Origin of the sequence: Bradyrhizobium sp. sBnM-33 (assembly GCF_032917945.1) — a bacterium.
In the GTDB taxonomy this organism is placed as follows: domain Bacteria; phylum Pseudomonadota; class Alphaproteobacteria; order Rhizobiales; family Xanthobacteraceae; genus Bradyrhizobium.
Map to the genome: position 1 here is coordinate 7,016,193 of NZ_CP136624.1, position 20,282 is coordinate 7,036,474.

Annotated in this window: 17 protein-coding genes; 7 read left to right on the forward strand and 10 right to left on the reverse strand. The window is 62.1% G+C overall.

The window, feature by feature from the left end:
* The first annotated feature begins 92 nt into the window (after positions 1–92).
* The 3 genes from galE (at position 93) to RX328_RS33110 (ending at position 3,832) form a co-directional block, all read left to right on the forward strand.
* Positions 93–1,106 (forward strand): UDP-glucose 4-epimerase GalE, encoded by a 1,014-nt coding sequence (gene galE, locus RX328_RS33100; protein ID WP_213254834.1) that lies wholly within the window; start codon positions 93–95, stop codon positions 1,104–1,106.
* A gap of 104 nt (positions 1,107–1,210) precedes the next feature.
* Positions 1,211–3,031 carry an ABC transporter ATP-binding protein gene (locus tag RX328_RS33105; RefSeq protein WP_213254832.1) on the forward strand — a complete coding sequence of 607 codons (1,821 nt, stop codon included), beginning with the start codon at positions 1,211–1,213 and terminating at the stop codon, positions 3,029–3,031.
* A 99-nt stretch (positions 3,032–3,130) separates the two neighbouring features.
* A complete protein-coding gene (locus tag RX328_RS33110) occupies positions 3,131–3,832 on the forward strand; it encodes a fumarylacetoacetate hydrolase family protein (protein WP_213254830.1) in 702 nt (233 codons plus the stop codon).
* 273 nt (positions 3,833–4,105) lie between these two features.
* On the opposite strand, the gene RX328_RS33115 is transcribed toward RX328_RS33110, so the two are convergent.
* Both RX328_RS33115 and hpnO read right to left on the reverse strand, forming a co-directional pair.
* On the reverse strand, positions 4,106–4,513 hold the full coding sequence (locus tag RX328_RS33115) for a GFA family protein (RefSeq protein WP_213254828.1): 408 nt from the start codon (positions 4,511–4,513) through the stop codon (positions 4,106–4,108).
* A gap of 131 nt (positions 4,514–4,644) precedes the next feature.
* Positions 4,645–6,036, reverse strand: coding sequence for an aminobacteriohopanetriol synthase HpnO (hpnO, locus tag RX328_RS33120; RefSeq protein ID WP_213254825.1), 1,392 nt, complete (start codon positions 6,034–6,036; stop codon positions 4,645–4,647).
* 100 nt (positions 6,037–6,136) lie between these two features.
* Here hpnO and RX328_RS33125 point away from each other — a divergent pair, with 100 nt between their 5' ends.
* Positions 6,137–6,802, forward strand: coding sequence for a DUF2147 domain-containing protein (locus RX328_RS33125; RefSeq protein ID WP_213254816.1), 666 nt, complete (start codon positions 6,137–6,139; stop codon positions 6,800–6,802).
* Here RX328_RS33125 and RX328_RS33130 read toward each other — a convergent pair.
* On the reverse strand, positions 6,770–9,358 hold the full coding sequence (locus tag RX328_RS33130; protein WP_213254814.1) for an MMPL family transporter: 2,589 nt from the start codon (positions 9,356–9,358) through the stop codon (positions 6,770–6,772). The genes RX328_RS33125 and RX328_RS33130 overlap by 33 nt on opposite strands.
* Positions 9,359–9,802: 444 nt before the next feature.
* Here RX328_RS33130 and ispH point away from each other — a divergent pair, with 444 nt between their 5' ends.
* Together ispH and hpnH are read left to right on the forward strand one after the other, a co-directional pair.
* Positions 9,803–10,729 carry a 4-hydroxy-3-methylbut-2-enyl diphosphate reductase gene (ispH, locus tag RX328_RS33135; protein WP_213254812.1) on the forward strand — a complete coding sequence of 309 codons (927 nt, stop codon included), beginning with the start codon at positions 9,803–9,805 and terminating at the stop codon, positions 10,727–10,729.
* Positions 10,730–10,770: 41 nt separating this feature from the next.
* Entirely contained in the window at positions 10,771–11,931 is a 1,161-nt protein-coding gene (gene hpnH / locus RX328_RS33140; protein WP_213254810.1) for an adenosyl-hopene transferase HpnH, read from the forward strand.
* Between the two features lie 107 nt (positions 11,932–12,038).
* Here the strand turns inward: hpnH and RX328_RS33145 are convergent, their stop codons facing one another.
* The 6 genes from RX328_RS33145 to RX328_RS33170 form a co-directional block, all read right to left on the reverse strand.
* A complete protein-coding gene (locus tag RX328_RS33145; protein ID WP_409410885.1) occupies positions 12,039–12,785 on the reverse strand; it encodes a phosphorylase in 747 nt (248 codons plus the stop codon).
* Positions 12,782–14,743, reverse strand: a complete 1,962-nt coding sequence (shc, locus tag RX328_RS33150; RefSeq protein WP_213254800.1) for a squalene--hopene cyclase — start codon at positions 14,741–14,743, stop codon at positions 12,782–12,784. The genes RX328_RS33145 and shc overlap by 4 nt, the downstream gene beginning before the upstream one ends.
* Before the next feature lie 64 nt (positions 14,744–14,807).
* On the reverse strand, positions 14,808–16,061 hold the full coding sequence (gene hpnE, locus RX328_RS33155; protein ID WP_213254798.1) for a hydroxysqualene dehydroxylase HpnE: 1,254 nt from the start codon (positions 16,059–16,061) through the stop codon (positions 14,808–14,810).
* Positions 16,061–16,900, reverse strand: coding sequence for a presqualene diphosphate synthase HpnD (gene hpnD, locus RX328_RS33160; RefSeq protein WP_213254788.1), 840 nt, complete (start codon positions 16,898–16,900; stop codon positions 16,061–16,063). Before hpnD ends, hpnE begins: the two co-directional genes overlap by 1 nt.
* Entirely contained in the window at positions 16,897–17,775 is an 879-nt protein-coding gene (gene hpnC, locus RX328_RS33165) for a squalene synthase HpnC (protein WP_213254784.1), read from the reverse strand. The genes hpnD and hpnC overlap by 4 nt, the downstream gene beginning before the upstream one ends.
* Before the next feature lie 192 nt (positions 17,776–17,967).
* Positions 17,968–18,207: a cysteine rich repeat-containing protein gene (locus RX328_RS33170; protein ID WP_213254782.1), complete on the reverse strand. Its 240-nt coding sequence runs from the start codon at positions 18,205–18,207 to the stop codon at positions 17,968–17,970.
* A gap of 425 nt (positions 18,208–18,632) precedes the next feature.
* On the opposite strand from RX328_RS33170, the gene RX328_RS33175 reads away from it, so the two are divergent.
* Positions 18,633–19,136 carry a hypothetical protein gene (locus RX328_RS33175; protein WP_213254780.1) on the forward strand — a complete coding sequence of 168 codons (504 nt, stop codon included), beginning with the start codon at positions 18,633–18,635 and terminating at the stop codon, positions 19,134–19,136.
* Between the two features lie 71 nt (positions 19,137–19,207).
* Here RX328_RS33175 and RX328_RS33180 read toward each other — a convergent pair whose 3' ends face one another.
* Complete coding sequence (locus tag RX328_RS33180; RefSeq protein ID WP_213254778.1) at positions 19,208–20,266, reverse strand: hypothetical protein; 1,059 nt, start codon at positions 20,264–20,266, stop codon at positions 19,208–19,210.
* Positions 20,267–20,282 lie beyond the last annotated feature (16 nt).

Below are 20,282 nucleotides of genomic sequence, written 5' to 3' on the forward strand. Positions count from 1 at the left end.
ATTAAGCATAGTGGCCAGTTCGCCGGCGCCGAAACCCACTCTTCACCGCAGCCCCGTTAGCATCGTTCCTAACAAATCGGGAGAGGTGGCCTATGACCGTGCTCGTCACCGGTGGCGCCGGCTATATCGGAAGTCATACGGTTCATGCGCTGGTTGATGCCGGCGAAAGTGTTGTCGTGATCGACAACCTGTCCACGGGATTTTCCTCACTTTTGCCCCGCCCCGTGCCGCTGTTCATCGGCGACGCCGGCGACGAAAACCTCGTCGAGAGCGTGATCGCCCAGCACCGCGTCGAGAGCATCATTCATTTCGCGGGCTCCGTTGTGGTGCCGGATTCGATGCGCGATCCGCTCGGCTATTACCGCAACAACACCATGACGACCCGCAGCCTCTTGAATTCAGCGGTGAAGGGCGGCGTCAGCCGCTTCCTCTTTTCATCGACGGCTGCCGTCTACGGCAATCCGGACCAGGTGCCGGTGCCGGAACACGCGCCGACGCGACCGATGTCGCCTTACGGCTCCTCAAAGCTGATGACCGAAATTATGCTGCATGACGTCGCCAGCGCGCACGATATGAAGTACGTCGTGCTGCGCTATTTCAATGTCGCCGGCGCCGACCCGAACGGCCGCTGCGGCCTGTCGACCATCGGCGCGACTCATCTGCTCAAGATTGCCGTTGAAGCCGCCACCGGGCAGCGCGCCAAGGTCGACGTGTACGGAACCGACTATCCGACGCCGGATGGAAGCTGCATCCGCGATTTCATCCATGTCAGCGATCTCGCGGAAGCTCATCGCGCCGCGCTGTCGTACCTGCGAGGCGGCGGAAGCTCGATCACGCTGAACTGCGGCTACGGCCGCGGCTACTCGGTGCTGGAAACCATCGAGGGCGTGCGCCGCGTCTCGATGCGCAATTTCGCGGTTCAATATGCGCCGCGCCGGCCCGGCGACATTATGGCCATGGTCGCCAATACCAGCCGCATCCGTTCCGTGCTGGATTGGACGCCGCAATACGACAATCTCGAAACCATCGCCGGCCACGCGCTGACCTGGGAAAAGAAACAGTTCAGCGAACGCGGCGGCCTTCCGCAGCACGCGGACTCGGCTTGAAATCAAGCGCTTATTTGGCTTGAAAAAGCCCCTCTAAGCAGGCAAGGAGGCATCGCAGCAGCCCTGACGCGCCGGGCTATCCAGGCGCCGTCAATGGAACGCGAATGACCGAACTTCCAAGCAAACCGACAAGAAAAATCACCGACGATCCCTATGGCGCGGCGATCCTGATTCGCCGCCTCGTCATGGAACAGGGGGTCGTCTACTGGCGGCGCTATTTGCTGGCATTCGCGCTGATGGGCCTCGCGGCTGGAGCTACCGCCGGCTCGGCCTACATCCTCGGCCAGGTAATCAACCAGGCCTATGTCGACAAGAACGTACTCGGCATCGCGCTGCTGTCGGGCGTCACGGTGATCCTGCTGTTCATCAAGGGCGTGGCGACCTACGGCCATTCCGTGATCCTGTCGAAGATTGGCAACGCCATCCTCGCCAACAACCAGCGGCGGCTGTTCGCCAAGCTGATGAACGAAAGCATCGGATTCTATTCCGAGCGGCATTCGTCCGAATTCCTGGCGCGGCTGACATCGGGCGCGCGCTCGATCACCGAGGTGATGGAGCTTCTGATCAACGCGGTCGGACGTGACGTACTGTTGCTGATTTCGCTGGTCGCCGTGATGGTCGCGCAGGATCCGATCCTGTCGCTGATCGGCCTTCTGGTGGTGCCGCCGGCGATGTTGTTCCTGCGCAAGCTGGTGAAGCGCATCAAGGGCCTCGCGCACCACCAGTTCACCGGCAGCGCCGACATCATGGAGACCATGCAGGAAGCGCTGCAGGGCATCCGCACGGTGAAGGCGTTCACGCTGGAACAAGCCATGCAGCGGCAGATCGACGAGAACATCGCGATCGTCGAGCGTAACTCCAACAAAATGGCGCGGGTGTCCAATCGCGCCAATCCGCTGATGGAAATGCTCGGCGGCTTCGCGGTGGCCGGTTGCCTGCTCTATGGCGGCTACAGCGTGGTTGCGCTCGGCGCCACACCCGGCCAGTTCTTTTCCTTCATGACGGCGTTTTTGCTGGCTACCGAACCCGCCAAGCGGCTGTCGCGGCTCAACATCGACCTCAACAGCAAGCTCGTCGGCGCCAGGATGCTTCTGGAGATCGTCGACAGCCCGGCGAGCGAGCCGCCCGACAACGACAAGCCGGCGCTGAAACTCTCCGATGCGCGCGTCGAGTTTCGCGATGTCACCTTCTCCTACCGGCCGAATGAGCCGGTGCTGCGACGCGTGAGCTTCGTCGCCGAACCCGGCAAGACGACCGCGCTGGTCGGCCCTTCCGGCGGCGGCAAGTCCACCGTGCTGGCGCTGTTGCTGAGGCTCTATGAGGTCGACAGCGGCGAAATCCTGATCGATGGCCAGGCGATCTCCGGTGTATCGCGACAATCGCTGCGGCGGCAGACCGCCTATGTCGGGCAGGACGTCTACCTGTTCCGCGACACGATCGGCGCCAACATCGCCTTCGGCAAGGAAGGCGCCAGCCAGGACGAGATCGTGGCGGCGGCGAAAGCGGCCTGCGCGCACGATTTCATCATGGGCTTTCCGCTCGGTTACGACACCCCGGTCGGCGAGCACGGCACGCAGCTCTCCGGCGGCCAGCGCCAACGCATCGCAGTCGCTCGGGCGCTGATCAAGAACGCGCCGATCATCCTGCTCGATGAGGCCACCGCGGCGCTCGATTCCGAATCCGAGAAAGCCGTGCAGGAGGCGATCGAGCATCTCTGCCAGAACCGCACCACCATCGTGATCGCCCACCGCCTGCACACCATCATGCATGCCGATGCCATCCTGGTGGTCGAGGCCGGCGAGATCGTCGAGCGTGGCCAGCATGACGATTTGCTGCGTCGCGGCGGGCGCTATGCCTCCTTCTTCCGCCTGCAGCAGCGTGAAGCCGGTCCGCCCAGTCTGGCGCCGGTCAGCGCAACCGCGTAAAAGCTAGAGCATCATCCGGAAAAGTGGGCACCGGTTTTCCGAAAAGATCATGCTCAACTAGAAGACTCCGGATTTCCACCGTAACCCGAGACCCTTTTCATGACCGCAGCCTCCTACGTCATATCAGCAGCCCCGCAGCCCGCGCTTCCCGTCGTCGGCGAGACCGGCTCCTATCCGGTCCGCCGCATCTGGTGCGTCGGGCGCAACTATCTCGAGCACATCAGAGAGATGGGCAATGACGAGCGCGCGCCGCCGTTCTTCTTCGCCAAGCATGCTGACATGCTGGTGTCCGACGGCGCCACGATCCCCTATCCGCCCCTGACCAAGGACCTGCATCACGAGGTCGAACTGGTCGTCGCGATGAAGAGCAGTGGCCTCAATATCCCGGCCGACAAGGCGCTCGCCCATGTCTACGGCTACGCGGTCGGCATCGACCTCACCCGCCGCGACCTGCAGATCGCCTCGCGCAAGAAGGAGCGGCCGTGGGAAGTCGGAAAGTCCTTCGACTATTCCGCGCCCTGTTCCGCGATCCAGCCCGCATCCAAGATCGGCCATCCCGCCAAGGGCAAGATTTGGCTGACGGTCAACGGCAAGGAAACGCAGAAGGGCGACCTCACCGAACTGATCTGGAGCGTGCCCGAAATCATCTGGCAGCTCTCGCAGCAGGTGAAGCTCGCCGCCGGCGACATCATCATGACCGGCACGCCGGCCGGAGTCTCGCAGCTCAATCCCGGCGACAAGATCGAGTGCGGCGTCGACGGCGTCGGCACGCTGAAGGTGAGTATCGGCAAGCCGGAATAGGCCGACGATATTTTCAACGACAACAAGCCCCGGAACATCCGGGGCCTTTTTATTGCAGGAGGGCCTGTTTCTACTGCTTCATTGCTGCTCAGAACCCCTCATCCTGGGGAGCGCGAAGCGCGTCTCGAAGGATGTAATGTTTCTCCCGCCGATGCGAAGCATCGTCCGGAGATGCGCGGAGCCTGTCATTGGACCGCGCTGCGCGCGGACGTTGGCGCTGCTCACCATGAGCGGATTATAACACAGTAAGGCTGTCCCGGCTTGCCGCGGCCGCTATGGCGGCGGTGGATAGCGATCGAAGGTGGGCAGTTCGTGCACGCGCTCCATCCAGCGAAGGCGCTCTGCGACCTGGATATGCACCATGGCTGGCACGGCGTCGGGATCGTCGTAGGTCGCGCTCTGGATATCGACGATCCCGGGCAGCACATTGGCATTGGTGTAGAAGAGACCGGTGCCACAGTTCGCGCAAAACTGTCGCCGGCCATGTTCCGATGATTCGTAGATCTTGGGCGTTCCCTTCGTTACCTTGAGCGCGTCCTCCGCGTACATCGTCCACCCAACCATCGGCGCGCCGGCATGACGGCGACAATCTGCGCAATGGCACAACGCATGAACGAGAGGCTTCCCCGCGATCTCATAACGGATGGCGCCACAGTGACAGCCGCCGGTGATGTTGCTCATGCTCGCCTCCAGATGGATGCGTTTTCGATCGATTGCAGCCCGGATGAAGCGCAGCGTAATCCGGGACAATCATCGGCCAATGAAGCAGCCCCGGATTGCGCTTCGCTTCATCCGGGCTACCAGGCCTATGGTTACGCCGACTTCCTGACCGCGTTGTCGACCAGCGTCTTGCCGAGCGACCAGATCGCGCCGGGAACCTTGTGGCTGGCGGCAATGACGTCGTCGAACGATTTTTCGATCCAGGTGCAATCTTCTTCCGTGATCACCAGCGGCGGCAGCAGCTTGATGGTGTGGCTGCCGTGGCCGGAGACCTGCGTCAGGATCTTGTGATCCTTGAATAGCGGTACGGTGATGAGCTGACAGAACAGGCCTTTATTTGCGGTCTCCAGCAGATTCCAGGAAGCCTTCAGCTTCAGCGATTTCGGCGGGCCGAACTCGATGCCGATCATCAATCCCTTGCCGCGCACTTCCTTCAGCAATTCATAGCCGGGCACCATGCGGGTCAGCGCAAGGCGAAGCTCGGCGCCGCGCTTGGCGGCCTGCTCGACAAGTTTCTCCTGCTTGATCACATCGAGAGTGGCGATGCCGGCGGCCATCGCCATATCGTTCTTCGCAAACGTCGAGCCATGCACGACCGCGCGATCCATCTGGTTGAATATCTTGTCGAAGATGGACTTGCGGGTCAGCAGCGCGCCGACTGGCACGTGACCGCCCGACAGCGCCTTCGCCAGCAGCACCATGTCGGGCTCGACATTCCAGTGCTCGACCGCGAGGAATTTTCCGGTGCGGCCGATACCGGTCTGGATTTCGTCGGCAATGAAGATCGTGCCGTATTTTTTGCACAGCGCGGCAGCGCCCGGCAAAAATTCGTCCGTGGGCATGTTGACGCCCTTGCCCTGGATCGGCTCGACGATGAAGGCCGCGACCTGGCGCGAGGACAGTGCCTGCTCGAGCGCGGCGAGATCGTTGAAATGTATCTGCGTGCATCCCGGCAGCAGCGGCTCGAAGCCGCTTCTGAAGTTCGCATCGTCCATCAGCGACAGCGCGCCGTAGGATAGGCCGTGGAAGGAATGCGAGCAGGAGACGATGCCGGGACGGCCGGTCGCACCGCGCGCGAACTTGATTGCGGCCTCGACGGTCTCGGCGCCGGAATTGGCAAAGAACACCTTGTCCAGATACGGAACATGTTCGAGCAGGCGTTCCGCCAGTACGCCCGCGAGCGTCGAGACGTCGAGCTGCACCAGATTGGGAAAATCGCTGTCGAGCACGCTTTTCAGCGCCAGACGCAGCGCCGGATGATTGCGGCCAATCGCAAAAACGCCAAATCCGCTGAGTAGATCGAGATAGCGGGCCCCATCACGATCGAACAGGTATTGACCTTGACCCTTCTGAAAGCCCACATCGTAGCCGATGGTCTTCAGCACCCGGACGAGCTGCTCGTTCAGATGGCGCGCATGCATGGAACTGCGCTGCGCCTGCCGCTCTACAAACAGCCCGAAAACGTCTAGAGATGAATCTGGCATTGGCTACATACGTCGGTTGATGGATGTTTCGTCAACTGAAAACACTCAATGCGGCGTTTTGACCCCGCTTGGATCATCTACTTAAACACAGGTTCGAACCATGTTGCACTGCCCAAGACCTATCGCGCGCACAATAGTTTATACGGGAATCTTTTTAGCCACAGGTCTTAATGCGGCGCTGGCCGCCGATCCCACCGGTGACTGGAAAGTGGCCGATGGTGTTGCCAACATTCGTGTCGCCCAATGCAACGGCAACATGTGGGGCGTCGTTGCCTGGGAAAAGATGCCGGGCGGCAAGGACAAGAACAATCCGGATGCCTCAAAGCAGAAGAGGCCGACTTTGGGCATGCCGATCCTGATCGACATGAAGAAGAAGCCCGGCGTCAATGCGTGGGAAGGTGAGGTCTATAACGCCAAGGACGGACAAACCTACAGCGCGACCATCAAGCCGGTTGGGACCGACCAGCTTGAGATTCAAGGCTGCGTGCTCGGCTTCCTCTGCGGCGGCGAGACCTGGACCCGTGTCGGTCCGCCGATCCCTTCAAGCCCCACCAACAGCATGGCCAAGGGCACACCGAAGGGTGCACCCGGCGCATCGCCCAAGACCGCGGCGCCAGCCGCCCCGCCGGCGCCGCCGAAGACCACGGGTGCGGTAAATCCTGCGCCCGCGCCGAAGGCCGCGGCGGGTCAGAAACAGGCGGCCGCCCAGCCCGGCGATATCGGCGATATCTGCCTACTGCCCGACATCGCGCGGTTTGCCCATTAGTGCGGGCTGGAACAACAGCACGGCAGCAAGCGTGATCACGAACGAAAGCGCCAGCAGTTTTCCCATGCTGGCGGTGCCGGGATGACTAGATAGCCACAAGCTCCCGAACGCAGTCGCGGTCGTCAGCGCCGAGAAAAAGATCGCACGCGTCAGGCTCGACTGCAGCAGGTTATTTCTGCCCTCGCGCCAGGCCACGACGTAATAGATCTTGAAGGCGACGCCGACGCCGAGCAGCAGCGGCAATGCTACGATGTTGGCGAAGTTGAGTGGCAGTTCGATCAGCACGCAGAGCTCCAGCGTCACCGCGCCCGCCACCAACAGTGGCACCATCGTCATCAGCACGTCAGTGACCCGCCGCAGCGTCAGCCACAGCAACAGGCTGATCACCAGCAGCGCCCAGATGCCGGCGTGAATGAATGCCCTCACAATGGTGTCGCCGGATTTGAGGATCGACACCGGTCCGCCGATCGCGTTCGGCTCGGCGGCCAGAACCGCATCGGCAAAACGGCGCAAATTGTCGTTGTCGTTGGGATCGCCTTTCGGCAGCGCCTCAACGCGGATCAGCCCGTCCTTGGACTTCCAGCTATTCAACAGTTCCGGCGGCAGCGTCTTCAGCGTCACCGGCCCAGCCTGCATCGTGTTCCTGAGCTGCTCGAACACGATCTTGAGCGGGGCGACGAAGATATTCTGGGCCTTGTCGCGCGTCGCCTGGTCGCTTCCGGCAAGCTTCGACAGCGCGTCCGCCAACCTTCGCGAGGCAACCGCCCCCGGCCCCTTGCCGTCGCCCGCGGCCCTGCGCAAGCTGTCGACCGAACTCTTCAGCGCCTCCACATTCTCCTCATCGGTGGGCGCGGCGTCGACCGAGTCGGGATTGAGCGCGGGACCGACGACCTTCGCTGCCTTTGCGATCAACTGGAGCTTGGCTGGCTGGTCTTCGGGCACGAAGCTGTCGATCGACATCACGCGAAGAACTTCCGGCAACTTCTCCAGCCGCGCCTCGATCTTCTTGGCCTCGGCTTCGGAATTGGTCAGCACGTTGATGGCGTTGGCGCCGGTGTTGGGATCCTTGCGCAGGTCGAGGAAGGTCGCGATCGATTCGGCCTTCGGATTGCGCAGGTTGATCGGGTTGAAGTCGAACTTCATGAAGTAGAGCAACGGCAGGCCGGCCACCACGAGCAGCAGCGTTCCGGCGACGATGATGACGCGGTGCCGTTCGAGGAACGCGTCGACCGGCGCCAGAAATGCGTAACCGACAGGCTCGCTTTCTCCGGGCGGGTGAAGCAGCTTCAGCATGGCTGGCAGCACCGTGATGCTCGAGATGAACGCGATCAGCATGCCGGCGCCGGCAATCTTGCCGAGTTCGGAAATGCCCTTGTAGTCGGTCGGCAGGAAACAAAGAAAGCCGGCAGCGGTCGCCATCGCGGCAAGCGACAGCGGCACGGCCGAACGTCGGGCCGCGCTCTCCAGCGCCAGAGCCAGATCTTCGTTCTTGAAACGCTCGGAACGGTAGCGGACGCTGAATTGAATGCCGAAATCGACGCCGAGGCCGACGAACAGCACGGCAAAGGCGATCGACAGCAGGTTCAGCGATCCCACCATCATCAGGCCGACTGCGGTCGTCAGCGCCAGGCCGATGAACAGGTTCACGAACACCGCAAAAATGATCTTCGCAGAGTGCAGCGCCATCCAGAGAATGACGAGAACAATAAGCACCGTTGCGACGCCGTTGACGATCGCGCCGTCCTGCACGGTCGAATATTCCTCGTTGGCGATCGGAACCGGGCCGGTCAGCCGGACGCGGGCGCTGTACTGGCTGGGGAAGTTGAGCTCGGTCGCGGCCCGCCGGATCGCATCGGTCGCGTCCTTGCCGGGTTCGAGTGCATTGTAATCGAGCTTCGGCTTGAATTCGAGGAACGCGCGGCGGTCGGCATCGGTCAAAGGCTTGTCGCTGACGAGCTCGCGCCAGGAGAACGTCGCCGTCCCCTTGCTCAGCATGTCCTCGATCGTCTGGCTGATCAGGTTGAACGGGCGCTCGGTATTGTCGAGCTTGACCTGCCCGCGCTTGACGCCGGCAAGCCCGGTTTCCAGCGCGCCGGTCAGCCCGCGGATCGAGGGATCGCCGGCCATGATCTCGATCAGGGGCGCTGCGGCTTCGAGCTGGCCGGCGACCTTGCCGACTTCTTCCACCGGCAGGAACAACAACCCGTTCTTCTCGAAGAACTCGCCGGAACCCAGCGGCTGCACCGATTCGAAATGTTCGGTGTCGCCGGACAGCTTCGTGGCCAGCGCCTTGGAAGCGGCACTGGCGAGTTCCGGGGTCGGCGCTTCGACGACAGCCAGAATCAGCTTTTCACGGTCGAAGGCCTGCTCGAACTGATTGTCGCGCTTGCGCCAGTCGAGGTCGGGCGAAATCAGCGTATTGATGTCGGTGTTGATGGCGAAATGCCGGGCGGCATAGTAGGCCCCTCCGACCGCCAGAAGCAGGGAGACAATGACGACGAGAGTGGCAAACCGCGTACAGGTTCTGACGACGGCGACAACAATACTGGTCAGCACTTCGTTTCTTTCTAAATCTAAAGGAGAGCTGGGCGAAAACGCCCCGCTGTCTAGCGGAGTTCCCACAGCCGATCTAATGTTGTTTTGGCTGCTTCCCCGAGGGTTCAAGCGAAGCCACCACAACAGACCGGAACGGGCGTTCGGGCGCCGGTATAGCCGGTCCGAGGGGGCGATAAAGTGGCGAACCGGTGAGGAACGAACGGCCGCGCAATGCATTTATTGGTATCTAAATACCTAACACGCGGTAACCATAGCGCGATCCGCCTTTTCTATCTGCACGATTTTTGACACATAGTCCTGCGCTTCCATCTAATTGGATGGGGATTACCTACGGGTTCCGGTCGTGGTGCGGATATTGCAAATCCGGATGTGACCGGCTGCACGGAGACCTTCGGATGAATTTGCGAAATCAGTACCTCTTGCAACTTGCGTAATGGACATCCCATGGAAGTGTATCTAGCGCAGCCCCGCGGATTTTGTGCGGGTGTCGTGCGTGCCATCGAAATCGTTGAGCGCGCGCTCGAGAAATACGGCCCGCCGGTCTATGTCCGGCACGAGATCGTGCACAACAAATACGTGGTCGAGAGCCTGAAGGCCAAAGGCGCGATCTTCGTCGAGGATCTGTCGGAGGTGCCGCCGCTCGCGGTAACCGTCTTCAGCGCCCATGGCGTGGCCCGTACGGTCGAGGAAGAGGCCGCTGCCCGCGGTCTGCCGGTCCTCAATGCCACCTGCCCGCTGGTCACCAAGGTCCATAATCAGGGTAAACGGTATATGTCCAAGGGCCGGACCCTGGTCCTGATCGGCCATGCCGGCCATCCCGAGGTCGAGGGCACCATGGGCCAGGTTCCGGGCCCGGTTCTCCTGGTCCAGAACGTCGACGACGTGGCGGCCCTGACGCTGCCGACCGACGCCCCTGTGGCCTATATCACCCAGACCACCCTCAGCGTGGACGACACAAAGGACATAATCGCCGCCCTTCAGGCCAAATTTACAGATATTCAAGGCCCCGACATCCGGGATATCTGCTATGCGACACAGAACCGCCAATCTGCGGTAAGGGACCTGAGTAAGCTGGTGGACGTCATCTTGGTGGTGGGGGCTGCCAATAGTTCCAACTCAAACAGGCTTCGCGAAATCGGCACCGAGGTCGGCGTCGCGAGTTATCTCATTGCCGACGGGAGCGAGCTGAACCCTGATTGGCTGAAGGACGCAAAGGCTGTCGGCATCACAGCGGGCGCATCGGCGCCCGAAGTTTTGGTCGACGACGTGATCGAGGCTTTGAGGCGTATCGGACCTGTCACGGTCTCGGTGCTGCCTGGCCGGGAAGAAAATATCGAGTTCCGGCTTCCGGCCGAACTGACTGCGGGTTGATCCACTTCAAGACTTACAGGTCCAGAAAGAAAATCTCCAAAATGGCAATACCGTTCTTCAAGGAAATGCGTATCGGCGCCTATCTGATGAAGCAGAAGCTGCTTGGCCGAAAGCGCTATCCGCTCGTGCTGATGCTGGAGCCGTTGTTCCGCTGCAACCTCGCCTGCGTCGGCTGCGGCAAGATCGACTATCCCGATGCGATCCTCAACCGCCGCATGACTGCGCAGGAATGCTGGGACGCCGCTGATGAATGCGGCGCACCGATGGTGGCGATTCCCGGAGGCGAGCCGCTGATCCACAAGGAGATCGGCGAGATCGTGCGCGGCCTCGTGGCGCGCAAGAAATTCGTCTCGCTCTGCACCAACGCACTGCTTCTGGAAAAGAAGCTCGATCTGTTCGAGCCCTCGCCGTACTTGTTCTTCTCGGTGCATCTCGACGGCCTCAAGGAGCACCACGACAAGGCGGTGTCGCAGAAGGGCGTGTTCGACCGCGCGGTTTCCGCGATCAAGGCTGCGAAGGCACGCGGCTTCACCGTCAACGTCAACGCCACGATCTTCGACGGTCATCCGGCGGAAGAGATCGCAAAATTCCTCGACTTCACCACCGAACTCGGTGTCGGCGTCTCGATGTCACCGGGCTACGCCTATGAGCGCGCCCCGGACCAGGAGCACTTCCTCAACCGCACCAAGACCAAAAAACTGTTCCGCGACGTCTTTGCGCTCGGCAAAGGCAAGAAGTGGAATTTTATGCATTCCGGCCTGTTCCTCGACTTCCTGGCCGGCAACCAGTCCTACGAATGCACGCCCTGGGGCATGCCGGCGCGCAACATCTTCGGCTGGCAGAAGCCCTGCTACCTGCTCGGCGAAGGTTATACCAAGACCTTCAAGGAGCTGATGGAGACCACGGACTGGGATTCATACGGCACCGGCCGTTACGAGAAGTGCGCCGACTGCATGGCGCATTGCGGCTATGAGCCGACCGCTGCCAGCGCCGCGCTGACCAATCCGTTCAAGGCGATGTGGGTCGCGCTGCGCGGCGTCCGCACCTCGGGTCCGATGGCGCCCGAGATCGATCTCTCCAAGCAGCGCCCGGCGCAGTACATCTTCTCCGAACAGGTCCAGAAGAAGCTTTCGGAAATCCGCCGCGACGAGGCGGCTGCCGCCGCCGCCAAGCAGCAGGAGAAGGCCTCCACCGCTGCCTGAGCGAGCACGGAAACAAGATTAAGGGCCCCGGTTCTCAGCGAATCGGGGCCCTTTTCTTTTTGTTTGACGCTTTCGAAAACTTTGAAGCTGCCTGCCGCCCCGCGCCCTCAGGCCTCCGCCATGGCAAAGCTATCACCGTGCAGGAAGCCGCGGCAGCCGCGGAGCGAGCGCAGCGCGCGATTGAAATCGATGCCGGTAGAGACCAGCGCGCGCAGCGTGGTGGGATTGCGCGCCACTCCGCGCAGCACCTTGCCCAAATCGATGTCACCGTTCGGCTTGATGGCGCTCTTGGCGAGCGCCGGAAGAGCCCGGGTGGCCGGATCGGAGATGACCCGCAGCGCCGCGAACGGAAGCCCCGCCTCGGCCGCATAGGCCGCCGCGATGTGGCTTTCCATATCGACCGCCGCAGCCCCGGTCTCCGAATGCAGCGCGGCCTTGCAGGCGGTCGCGGCGATCACCTGTTCGACGCCCGAAAGGATGCCACGGACCACGCGCCGGCGGCGCAGCGCGGCACGGGCGATCATTTCCTCGTTCAGCGCCAGACCTGCCAGAAACCGGGTATCGCCGGCGAGAACCTCGGTCGCCACCACCACGTCGCCCGATTTCAGCGACGGATCCAGCCCGCCGGCGACGCCGAACGAGATGATACCCCTGAAAGTGGTAGGATCCAGCGTTGCCAGCAATGCGCGCAATTGCTGCGGGTCGCTGGAACTGCAGATAACGATCATGCCGGGCCCGGCCGCAATGCGGGCTTCCTGCACCAGTCCTGTAACGATCAAAACCGGCCGCGGATCATTCGAATTGCGATCAACCGAATTGTCCACGATCGCGGCGGCCCCCGCCCCCCAAGTCACATCCCGACCCCTACCACCCTGCTGTTGGTGCTTCTCAAATTCCGATACCGCGCCAGCGCCCAGAGCGGAAAGAACTTCGAGTAGCCATGATAACGCAAATAAAACACCCGCGGAAAGCCCGTAGCCGTGTAGCGCGCCTCGTCCCAGAGCCCTTTCTCGGTCTGTGTGGCTTTTAGGTACTCCACGCCGCGCAAGACAGCCGGATGTTCCACTTCGCCGGCCGCCATCAGACCAAGCAAGGCCCATGCCGTTTGCGAAGAGGTCGATGGCGCCTGCTCATATCCCTTGTAATCGAGTCGGTAACTGACCGCATCCTCGCCCCAGCCGCCATCCCGGTTCTGGATCGAAACCAGCCAGTCCGCCGCCTTTCGGATCATGGGATCCTGGTGGTCCACGCCGGCGGCATTGAGTGCGCACAGCACCGACCAGGTTCCGTAGATGTAGTTCAGCCCCCAGCGGCCGTACCAGGAGCCCTCCGCGAGCTGGGTGCGGCGCAGATAGGCAATCCCGTCCGCGACCGCCTTGCTGGTCCGCGCGGTCTCCCCGAGCTGGGCCAGCATCGAAATGCAGCGCGCGGTGACGTCCTCGGTCGGCGGATCGAGCAGCGCGCCGTGATCGGAGAACGGGATGTTGTTGAGGTAATATTCAAGGTTGTTGACGTCGAAGGCGGCCCAGCCGCCATCACGGCTCTGCAGGCCCTCGATCCACTCGCGGCCCCGCGCAATCGCCTGATCGTATTCCTTGCTGCCGGTCTGCCGGCGCGCCCGGTCCATCGCCATCACGACGACGGCGGTATCGTCGAGATCGGGATAATAGTCGTTGTTGTACTGGAACGCCCAGCCGCCCGGACGAACGTCGGGCGCCTTCGCCGCCCAGTCGCCCTTGAGGTCGAGCACCTGCCGCGGCTTCAGCCAGTCGAGACCTTGCTTCATTTTCGCAAGTGTCTCTTCGCCACCGGTCTCGGCAAGCGCGTGGCAGGTCAGCGCGGTATCCCAGACGGGGGAGACGCAGGGCTGGCAATAGGCCTCGTGCTCGCCGATCACGAGCAGCTTTTCGATGCCCTTGCGGGTGACCGCACGCGGCGGATAATCCGGTCCCTTGCCGAGCGCGTCGTACATCATCACGATATTGGCCATCGGCGGATAGATCGCACCCATGCCGTCTTCGCCGTTGAGCCGCTCCTCGGTGAACGCGAGCGCGGCGTCGATCGCGCGCTGGCGCAGCTTCTTCGGAAACAACGGCTCGACCACGCGCAGGATCTTGTCCAGCGTGCTGAACAGCGTGAACCAGCCCCAGCTTTGGTGCGGCGCCTTCGGCGTCATTCCGACCGATTTGGGATCCTGCAGGAACAACTCGTCGATGCCGACGCCCTTGGGATTCTTCGCCAGCGGCTTCAACGCCGCCATCACCATCAGCGGCACGATCGTGGTGCGCGCCCAATAGGAAATCTTGTTGAGATGGAACGGCGACCACATCGGCAACAGCATGATCTCGATCGGCAGCACCGGCACTGCGCGCCAAGCCAATACACCGTAGAAGGCCAGCAGAAACCGCGTGAAAACGTTGACGCGGGCAGCACCGCCGCGGCAGCGGATCGCCTCGCGCGCGCGCACCATATGCGGCGCATCGATGGAATCGCCGATCATCTTCAGCGCGAAATAGGATTTGACGCTGGCACTCATGTCGAACGGGCCGTCCTGCACCAGCGGCCACCCGCTATGATTGCCTTGGGTGCGACGTAGATAGTTCGCGATCTTGGCTTCGAGCTCACTGTCGATGGGCTCGGCGAGATAGTGGCGCAGCAGGATGTATTCGGCAGGGATGGTGCTGTCGGCTTCCAGCTCGAATATCCAGTGTCCGTCGGATTGGCGGTAACCGAACAGAGCTTCGGTCGCGGAGGAGATGCTCTTCTCCAGGGCGACGGGATCGACTGCGTTTGTGTGATCGATGGCAAGCATTCGCTATACATCCCATTATTCGCGACGGGCTCTGTGAAGCCGGTCACGCAACACGTCCTCAGGCCTAACGCCTCGCCAGGACCAGATCGGCGGCGCGATCGCCTGACCGCACCGATCCCTCGATGGTTGCCGGCAATCCGGTATCAGTCCAGTCGCCGGCGAGAAACAGGTTTTTGAACGAGGTCACCGCCCCCGGCCGCAGCGCATCCTGCTCCGGCGTAGCCTCAAATGTCGCGCGTCGTTCGCGCACGATCTGCCAGGGCGGCAGCGGCAATTCGCCCGCCAGGCCGGCGGCCTTGCAGACATCCCGCCAGATCGCCAGCGCGAGTTCTTCGCGCGGCATGTCGACGAGCCGGTCGCCATTGCTGATGGTGACCGACAGCCGCTGCGGGAATGCGAACAGCCACTCCACCAGCCCGCTGACGACGCCGAGAATCGGCGGCGCATCCTTGGGCGGATCAAAGCGGAAATGCGCGTTGACGATGGCGCGGAATTTCGACGGCGTCTTCAATCCCGGCAGCAGCGCCGCCGCAGGGCGCGGCGGCACTGCGAGTACCACGACGTCGTCGGGGCCGAGCGCGATGGTGTCGCCAACGAATTTCAGCTCGCCGACATGGCTCCCCTTCATCACAAGTTCGCGCAGCTCATGGCCGAGTTGGATCGAGGCGCCCTTGTTCTGCAAAAGCTTGATCGCCGGCTCGACCAGCACAGCGCTGAGGCCATCGCGCGCGATCAGCGGCCGGCAGGCCTGCCCGCCCGCCAGCAGCGTTTCCCGTACGATCGCGCCGGCCAGACCCGCCGAACCCTCCGGCGGATCGACATTGAGCGCGGCCAACAGCAGCGGCTGCACCAGCCGCTGGTACAGCGTGCCCTTGCAGGGGATCGCATTGCCGACCAGTTTGTCGGTCCCTGCCCAGATCAGCGGCATCAATGCGAGGTAATCGAGCAGCTTCGTATCGGGGACGCGGCGCGCCTGGTCGAACACCCACAACGGCAACTTGCCGTCGCCAAGGTCGAGTTGCCAGCGCCGGCCGGTTGAGATGTCGACAAAGGGAAACTGCGCAAGCTTTGGTCCGACCAGCCCCGTCTCGGTGCCGATCGATTTGGCGTAGGCCAGCGCATGACGGTTGCCGGACAACAGCAAATGATTGCCGTTGTCGATGGTGAGGTTGGTGGCCGCATCGAAATAGGACCGGCAACGGCCGCCCGCCTGCTGCGTTGCCTCGTGGACATGCACCCGGTAATTGGCGTTGGCGAGCCGCACGGCCGCTGAAAGACCGGAAATGCCAGCGCCGATAATATGAACATTTTTCTGCATCAGATGATCGCGTATCGGAGAAGGATAGCGATTTTCGCCCATTTGTGGACGCGGACCGGCTCGCGCGGAGCGGCAAAGCCCCGGGCCAGCAGCAAGTCCAGGATCGCGCGGTAATATTTCGACATGATCCGCGGCGCGCGCACCACGCGCCGCGAATTGCGTTTCATGACTTCGTCGGCTTTCTCGAAATGCTTTTTCGCGCGCTCGGCCAGCGCCAGGCATACTTTCGGCAATGCGCGATCGACGATCACCCGCTGCGGATCGTCGGTCGTGATGCCGGCAAGCAGCAGCCCCTCACGTGGCAGATAGAGGCGACCGAGGCCGGCGTCTTCATCGATGTCGCGCAGGATATTGGTCAATTGCAGCGCGCGCCCGAGGTGGTGGGCGAGCAGGATGCCGTCTTCCTCAGGAAGGCCGAACACGCGCACCGACAGTCGCCCGACGGCGCTAGCGACACGGTCGCAATAGAGATCAAGGGTAGCAAGATCTGGCGCCCGGATGTCCTGCGGTACGTCCATCTCCATGCCGTCGACGATGGCGAGAAAATCCTCGCGCTTGAGACCGAAGGTTTTGACCGACGCGGCGTAATCCTGCAGACGCGGCGGTGGGTGACCCTGATACAGCGCATCTATATCGTCGCGCCATTGCTGGAGCGCAGCCAGCCGCTCGGGCCGCGGGCCGTCGGAATCGGCGATGTCATCGACCTGGCGGCAAAAGCTGTAGATCTGGAACATCGCCTCGCGCTGTGCGCGCGGCAGGATGCGCATCGCGGCATAAAACGAACTGCCGGACGCGGTGGTACCGTAATCTGCGTTGGCCGCCGCCGTCTGCAACGTCATGCGCCGGCCGCCGGTTTTGTCTGGGGACGGCGTCCGATCGCGCGGCGGGTGATCTCGCCGGCGATGCCGCCGATGGTATGGCCGAGCAACTCCAGCTTGCTCAAATGCACGCGTTCACTGAGCGGATCGCGCACTTTCAGCATGCCGACGATCTTGTCGGCAAAAGCCTGGATCACAGCAATATCGAGCCCGAGCCGGAAATCCTTCACTTCGGCGTTGAGCGACTTGCTCTCGTTGAGGAGGGTTTCAGTCCGCACCGCGAGCGCATGGAGACATTGCAACAGCGCCGGCGGCGATTTCGTCTCGCCCAGCATCTCCACGGTGGCGCCGCTTGCTGCCAGCGCATCGCGCGGCAGATAGACGCGATTCAGATTCTTGTAGTCCTTGGCGCAATCCTGCAGATGGTTATTGATCTGCAATCCCGCGCACAACGCGTCGGAAGCGGCCCAGGTCGAGGTGCTCTCGCCATGAACGTCGAGCATGAAACGGCCGACCGGCATGGCCGAATAGCGGCAATAATGAGTGACGTCGTCCCAGTTCTCGTAGCGCAGCTTGGTGACGTCCATCCGGAACGCGACCAGCACGTCGAGCGCATGGCGCGGAGCCATCGAACGCTCGGCGAGGGCCTGGCGGAGGCTGACCGCTTCCTTCTGCGTGTCGCCCGTGCCCAATAGTTCCGCCTCGAGCAGGTCGAGATAGCGCAGCTTTTCGTTCGCGCTAAGTGTCGCGTGGTCGGCGATATCGTCGGCGGTCCTGACGAAATTGTAGAATGCGAGGATCAGCGCCCGGTGACGCGGATGAATGATCCACGACGCGACCGGAAAATTCTCGTCGCGGTCGGTCTTTCCGGATCGCAGGTCGCTCGCGCTGGTCATCAAAAACTGGCTACATCAATCGGGATTGGCGGCATGCGCCGGTGCCCGGCGCATGCGAGGAGATCGCGAGCCCCATATAGGGGAATACGTCGCCAAAACCAATGCTATATGGGCTGATTAGCCCCGCCCGTGACGCGCGTCATACAGCCGAGAATGGCTTTTCCGCGAGGGTTAACGGACGCTAGCCGCGCCCTATTGACCGTTGCGCTTGAGAACCTGATCGCAGGCCGCGCTAATCTTGGAGCGATGTTCCTTGAGGCACGCCAAGATGGTGAGGTCACCCTGGTCGATAACCGGACGGCAGTGCTTCTGCACGTCACGGGTACAGGCCTTCTGCTCCTCCGGCGTTCCGCTGCGCTGTTGCTGCTGGGCGAAGGCGCTCGACGAAACCGAGATCGACAACAAAGTGAGGGCGAGGAGAGATTTTCGCATCGTATTCCTTCATTTCGGCAGCATGAAATCCTGTTCCCGATTTGCGTTTTCGGCATCGCCGGAACGGATTTGTATGGATGGCAGGCGCCGCGTAACGCAGCAACGTGCACAGGACAAGCATGGTAAATACGGCCAAATTTACGGCGATCTCAGCGCCGCAAATAACTGACTGATATCTAACGTGTATTTCTCTCTTGACGATCTCGGCAATTGGCTGTTGCGGAGGATGCGGCGCGAAGTTAGATGCTGCGCGGACGGAGCCGATGCGAATATTGATTCCATTCGGCTGCTTGTGCCCTTTCCTGCCGCGACCGGCGGAAACAGCATGCCGTCATTTTGAACCTAAGATACTGCGGAAACACTAAATCTTCGATGCGGCGAGACGTATCTTGTAAGAGAAGCGTCTGTTTAGGGGAAAACTCACGATGAAACTGTTTGGTTCCAGCTTGTTCGATCAGGCTCTCGCAGCGGCCGGGGTCGCCGCCGCGCTCATGCTGTCGGTCACCATTAGCCATGCCCAGGCCGGCGGCCCGTTTGCCGGTTTTGATGGAAACTGGAGCGGCACCGGCACCGTCGCGCTATCCAACGGCACCACCGAGAACATCCGCTGCAAGGCCGACTACAAGGTCAACGCCAACGGCCTCGGCCTGAAACAACACCTCCACTGCGCCAGCGACAGCTACAAGTTCGACCTGTCGAGCGATGTCACCAGCCAGGGTGACCGGATCTCCGGCAACTGGAGCGAAAAGAGCCGAAATATCTTCGGCAATCTGCAGGGCACCGCCGGCGGCGGTCAGATCGACGTGTTTGTCGAAGCATCGGGATTTGCAGCCAACCTGAATCTGCGCACCACCGGCAACAAGCAGAGCGTGCAGATCGACTCCAAGGGTGAGATCCGCGGCGTCAAGATTACGATGACGAGGACCTGATAACTGTTCTTCAAAGCAGTAGGTACGAATGGCGGCTCCCCCGGGATACCGCCATTTTTATTTTCGGCAGCTCAGCGGAATCGCCAGCACCAATACGCGTCACCGCGGTCGCGGCGTTCCGTCACCTCGACGCGCACGAAGCGATCATGCGCGAGCGCGGCCCCCACCCACAACTCGTTCCAGGCATCGAACACCTGAGGCGACAGCGCTTCGCGTTCCGCCATCAGGCGCCAAGAGGTCTGGCGCACGGTTGCGCCCGAGCCTTCGACTTGCAGTTCCGCATCATCGTCCTGCCCCCGCGCAAGCCGGGAAAAGGCCTTGGCGAAACCCACCGCTCCCGCCTCCACGCCGCCCAACAGCGCGGCGACGTCGTCGAAGGTGTGCATCCCGACGAGCCGCGCCGCGGCACCGGCGAGATGGCCGCCCTCCTCCGGTCCGAGCACGGCAATCGTCTCCGGAACGATCGAGGTGATGTACTCCATCGCATAATTGCGAAGCACCTTCTGCAGCCGTTCCTCCGGCCATGTGTTCTCCGGCAGGCGCGGCGCGAGATCGGCGCGGAACGGCGGACAACGCTCGCCCGGCGAAAACTGCAATCGCTCCTCGGGCGCGAGATCGTGATCCCACTCCTTGTAGTAACCTTCAAGCCCCGGCTGACCGTCGACGGTCTGCCCCGTGCAGACAAAGCCGAGCCTGGGATTATTGAGCACGACGCCGTTGTTGGCGTGCCATCCGCGCAGCATCGCCCGCGACACTTCCGAGGGGATTCCGCAAATGGCCGTGCCGGACCAGATCCAGCGCGGCGGCGGATAGCGTACCCAGGCCTTGCGGTCGCTCTCGTAGATATACTCCACCTTCACGCCGCCGACCTGGTTCGACAGATAGTGATATTGGGCGCAAGCGACCGCATGCGGAAGCTGATCAAGACCGAGCTTCTTCAATCCGGGAAGGAAGCGCGCCAGTTGCTGGCGCCGGAAGGTGCGAAATACCACCTCGGCGGCGCGTGGCGCGCCGGCCCGCGACGCCAGCATCAGGATCAGCCCGGTGAGATAGGAATGATAGATGTGTTCGACCGCGCGGTAGGCGGCAGCGTCGGCCGCAGGGCGAGCGGCTAATCCTGCAGACGTCATTCCTCAAGCCTCTCTG

What these genes read in the sequence shown, in the direction of transcription:
- ispH (WP_213254812.1), top strand. Translation starts at nt 9,803, where the DNA reads ATGGAAGTGTATCTAGCGCAGCCCCGCGGATTTTGTGCGGGTGTCGTG.
- hpnD (WP_213254788.1), bottom strand. Translation starts at nt 16,900, where the DNA reads ATGACGTTGCAGACGGCGGCGGCCAACGCAGATTACGGTACCACCGCG.
- hpnO (WP_213254825.1), bottom strand. Translation starts at nt 6,036, where the DNA reads ATGCCAGATTCATCTCTAGACGTTTTCGGGCTGTTTGTAGAGCGGCAG.
- RX328_RS33180 (WP_213254778.1), bottom strand. Translation starts at nt 20,266, where the DNA reads ATGACGTCTGCAGGATTAGCCGCTCGCCCTGCGGCCGACGCTGCCGCC.
- shc (WP_213254800.1), bottom strand. Translation starts at nt 14,743, where the DNA reads ATGCTTGCCATCGATCACACAAACGCAGTCGATCCCGTCGCCCTGGAG.
- RX328_RS33170 (WP_213254782.1), bottom strand. Translation starts at nt 18,207, where the DNA reads ATGCGAAAATCTCTCCTCGCCCTCACTTTGTTGTCGATCTCGGTTTCG.
- hpnH (WP_213254810.1), top strand. Translation starts at nt 10,771, where the DNA reads ATGGCAATACCGTTCTTCAAGGAAATGCGTATCGGCGCCTATCTGATG.
- RX328_RS33125 (WP_213254816.1), top strand. Translation starts at nt 6,137, where the DNA reads ATGTTGCACTGCCCAAGACCTATCGCGCGCACAATAGTTTATACGGGA.
- RX328_RS33175 (WP_213254780.1), top strand. Translation starts at nt 18,633, where the DNA reads ATGAAACTGTTTGGTTCCAGCTTGTTCGATCAGGCTCTCGCAGCGGCC.
- RX328_RS33115 (WP_213254828.1), bottom strand. Translation starts at nt 4,513, where the DNA reads ATGAGCAACATCACCGGCGGCTGTCACTGTGGCGCCATCCGTTATGAG.
- RX328_RS33105 (WP_213254832.1), top strand. Translation starts at nt 1,211, where the DNA reads ATGACCGAACTTCCAAGCAAACCGACAAGAAAAATCACCGACGATCCC.
- hpnE (WP_213254798.1), bottom strand. Translation starts at nt 16,061, where the DNA reads ATGCAGAAAAATGTTCATATTATCGGCGCTGGCATTTCCGGTCTTTCA.
- hpnC (WP_213254784.1), bottom strand. Translation starts at nt 17,775, where the DNA reads ATGACCAGCGCGAGCGACCTGCGATCCGGAAAGACCGACCGCGACGAG.
- galE (WP_213254834.1), top strand. Translation starts at nt 93, where the DNA reads ATGACCGTGCTCGTCACCGGTGGCGCCGGCTATATCGGAAGTCATACG.
- RX328_RS33110 (WP_213254830.1), top strand. Translation starts at nt 3,131, where the DNA reads ATGACCGCAGCCTCCTACGTCATATCAGCAGCCCCGCAGCCCGCGCTT.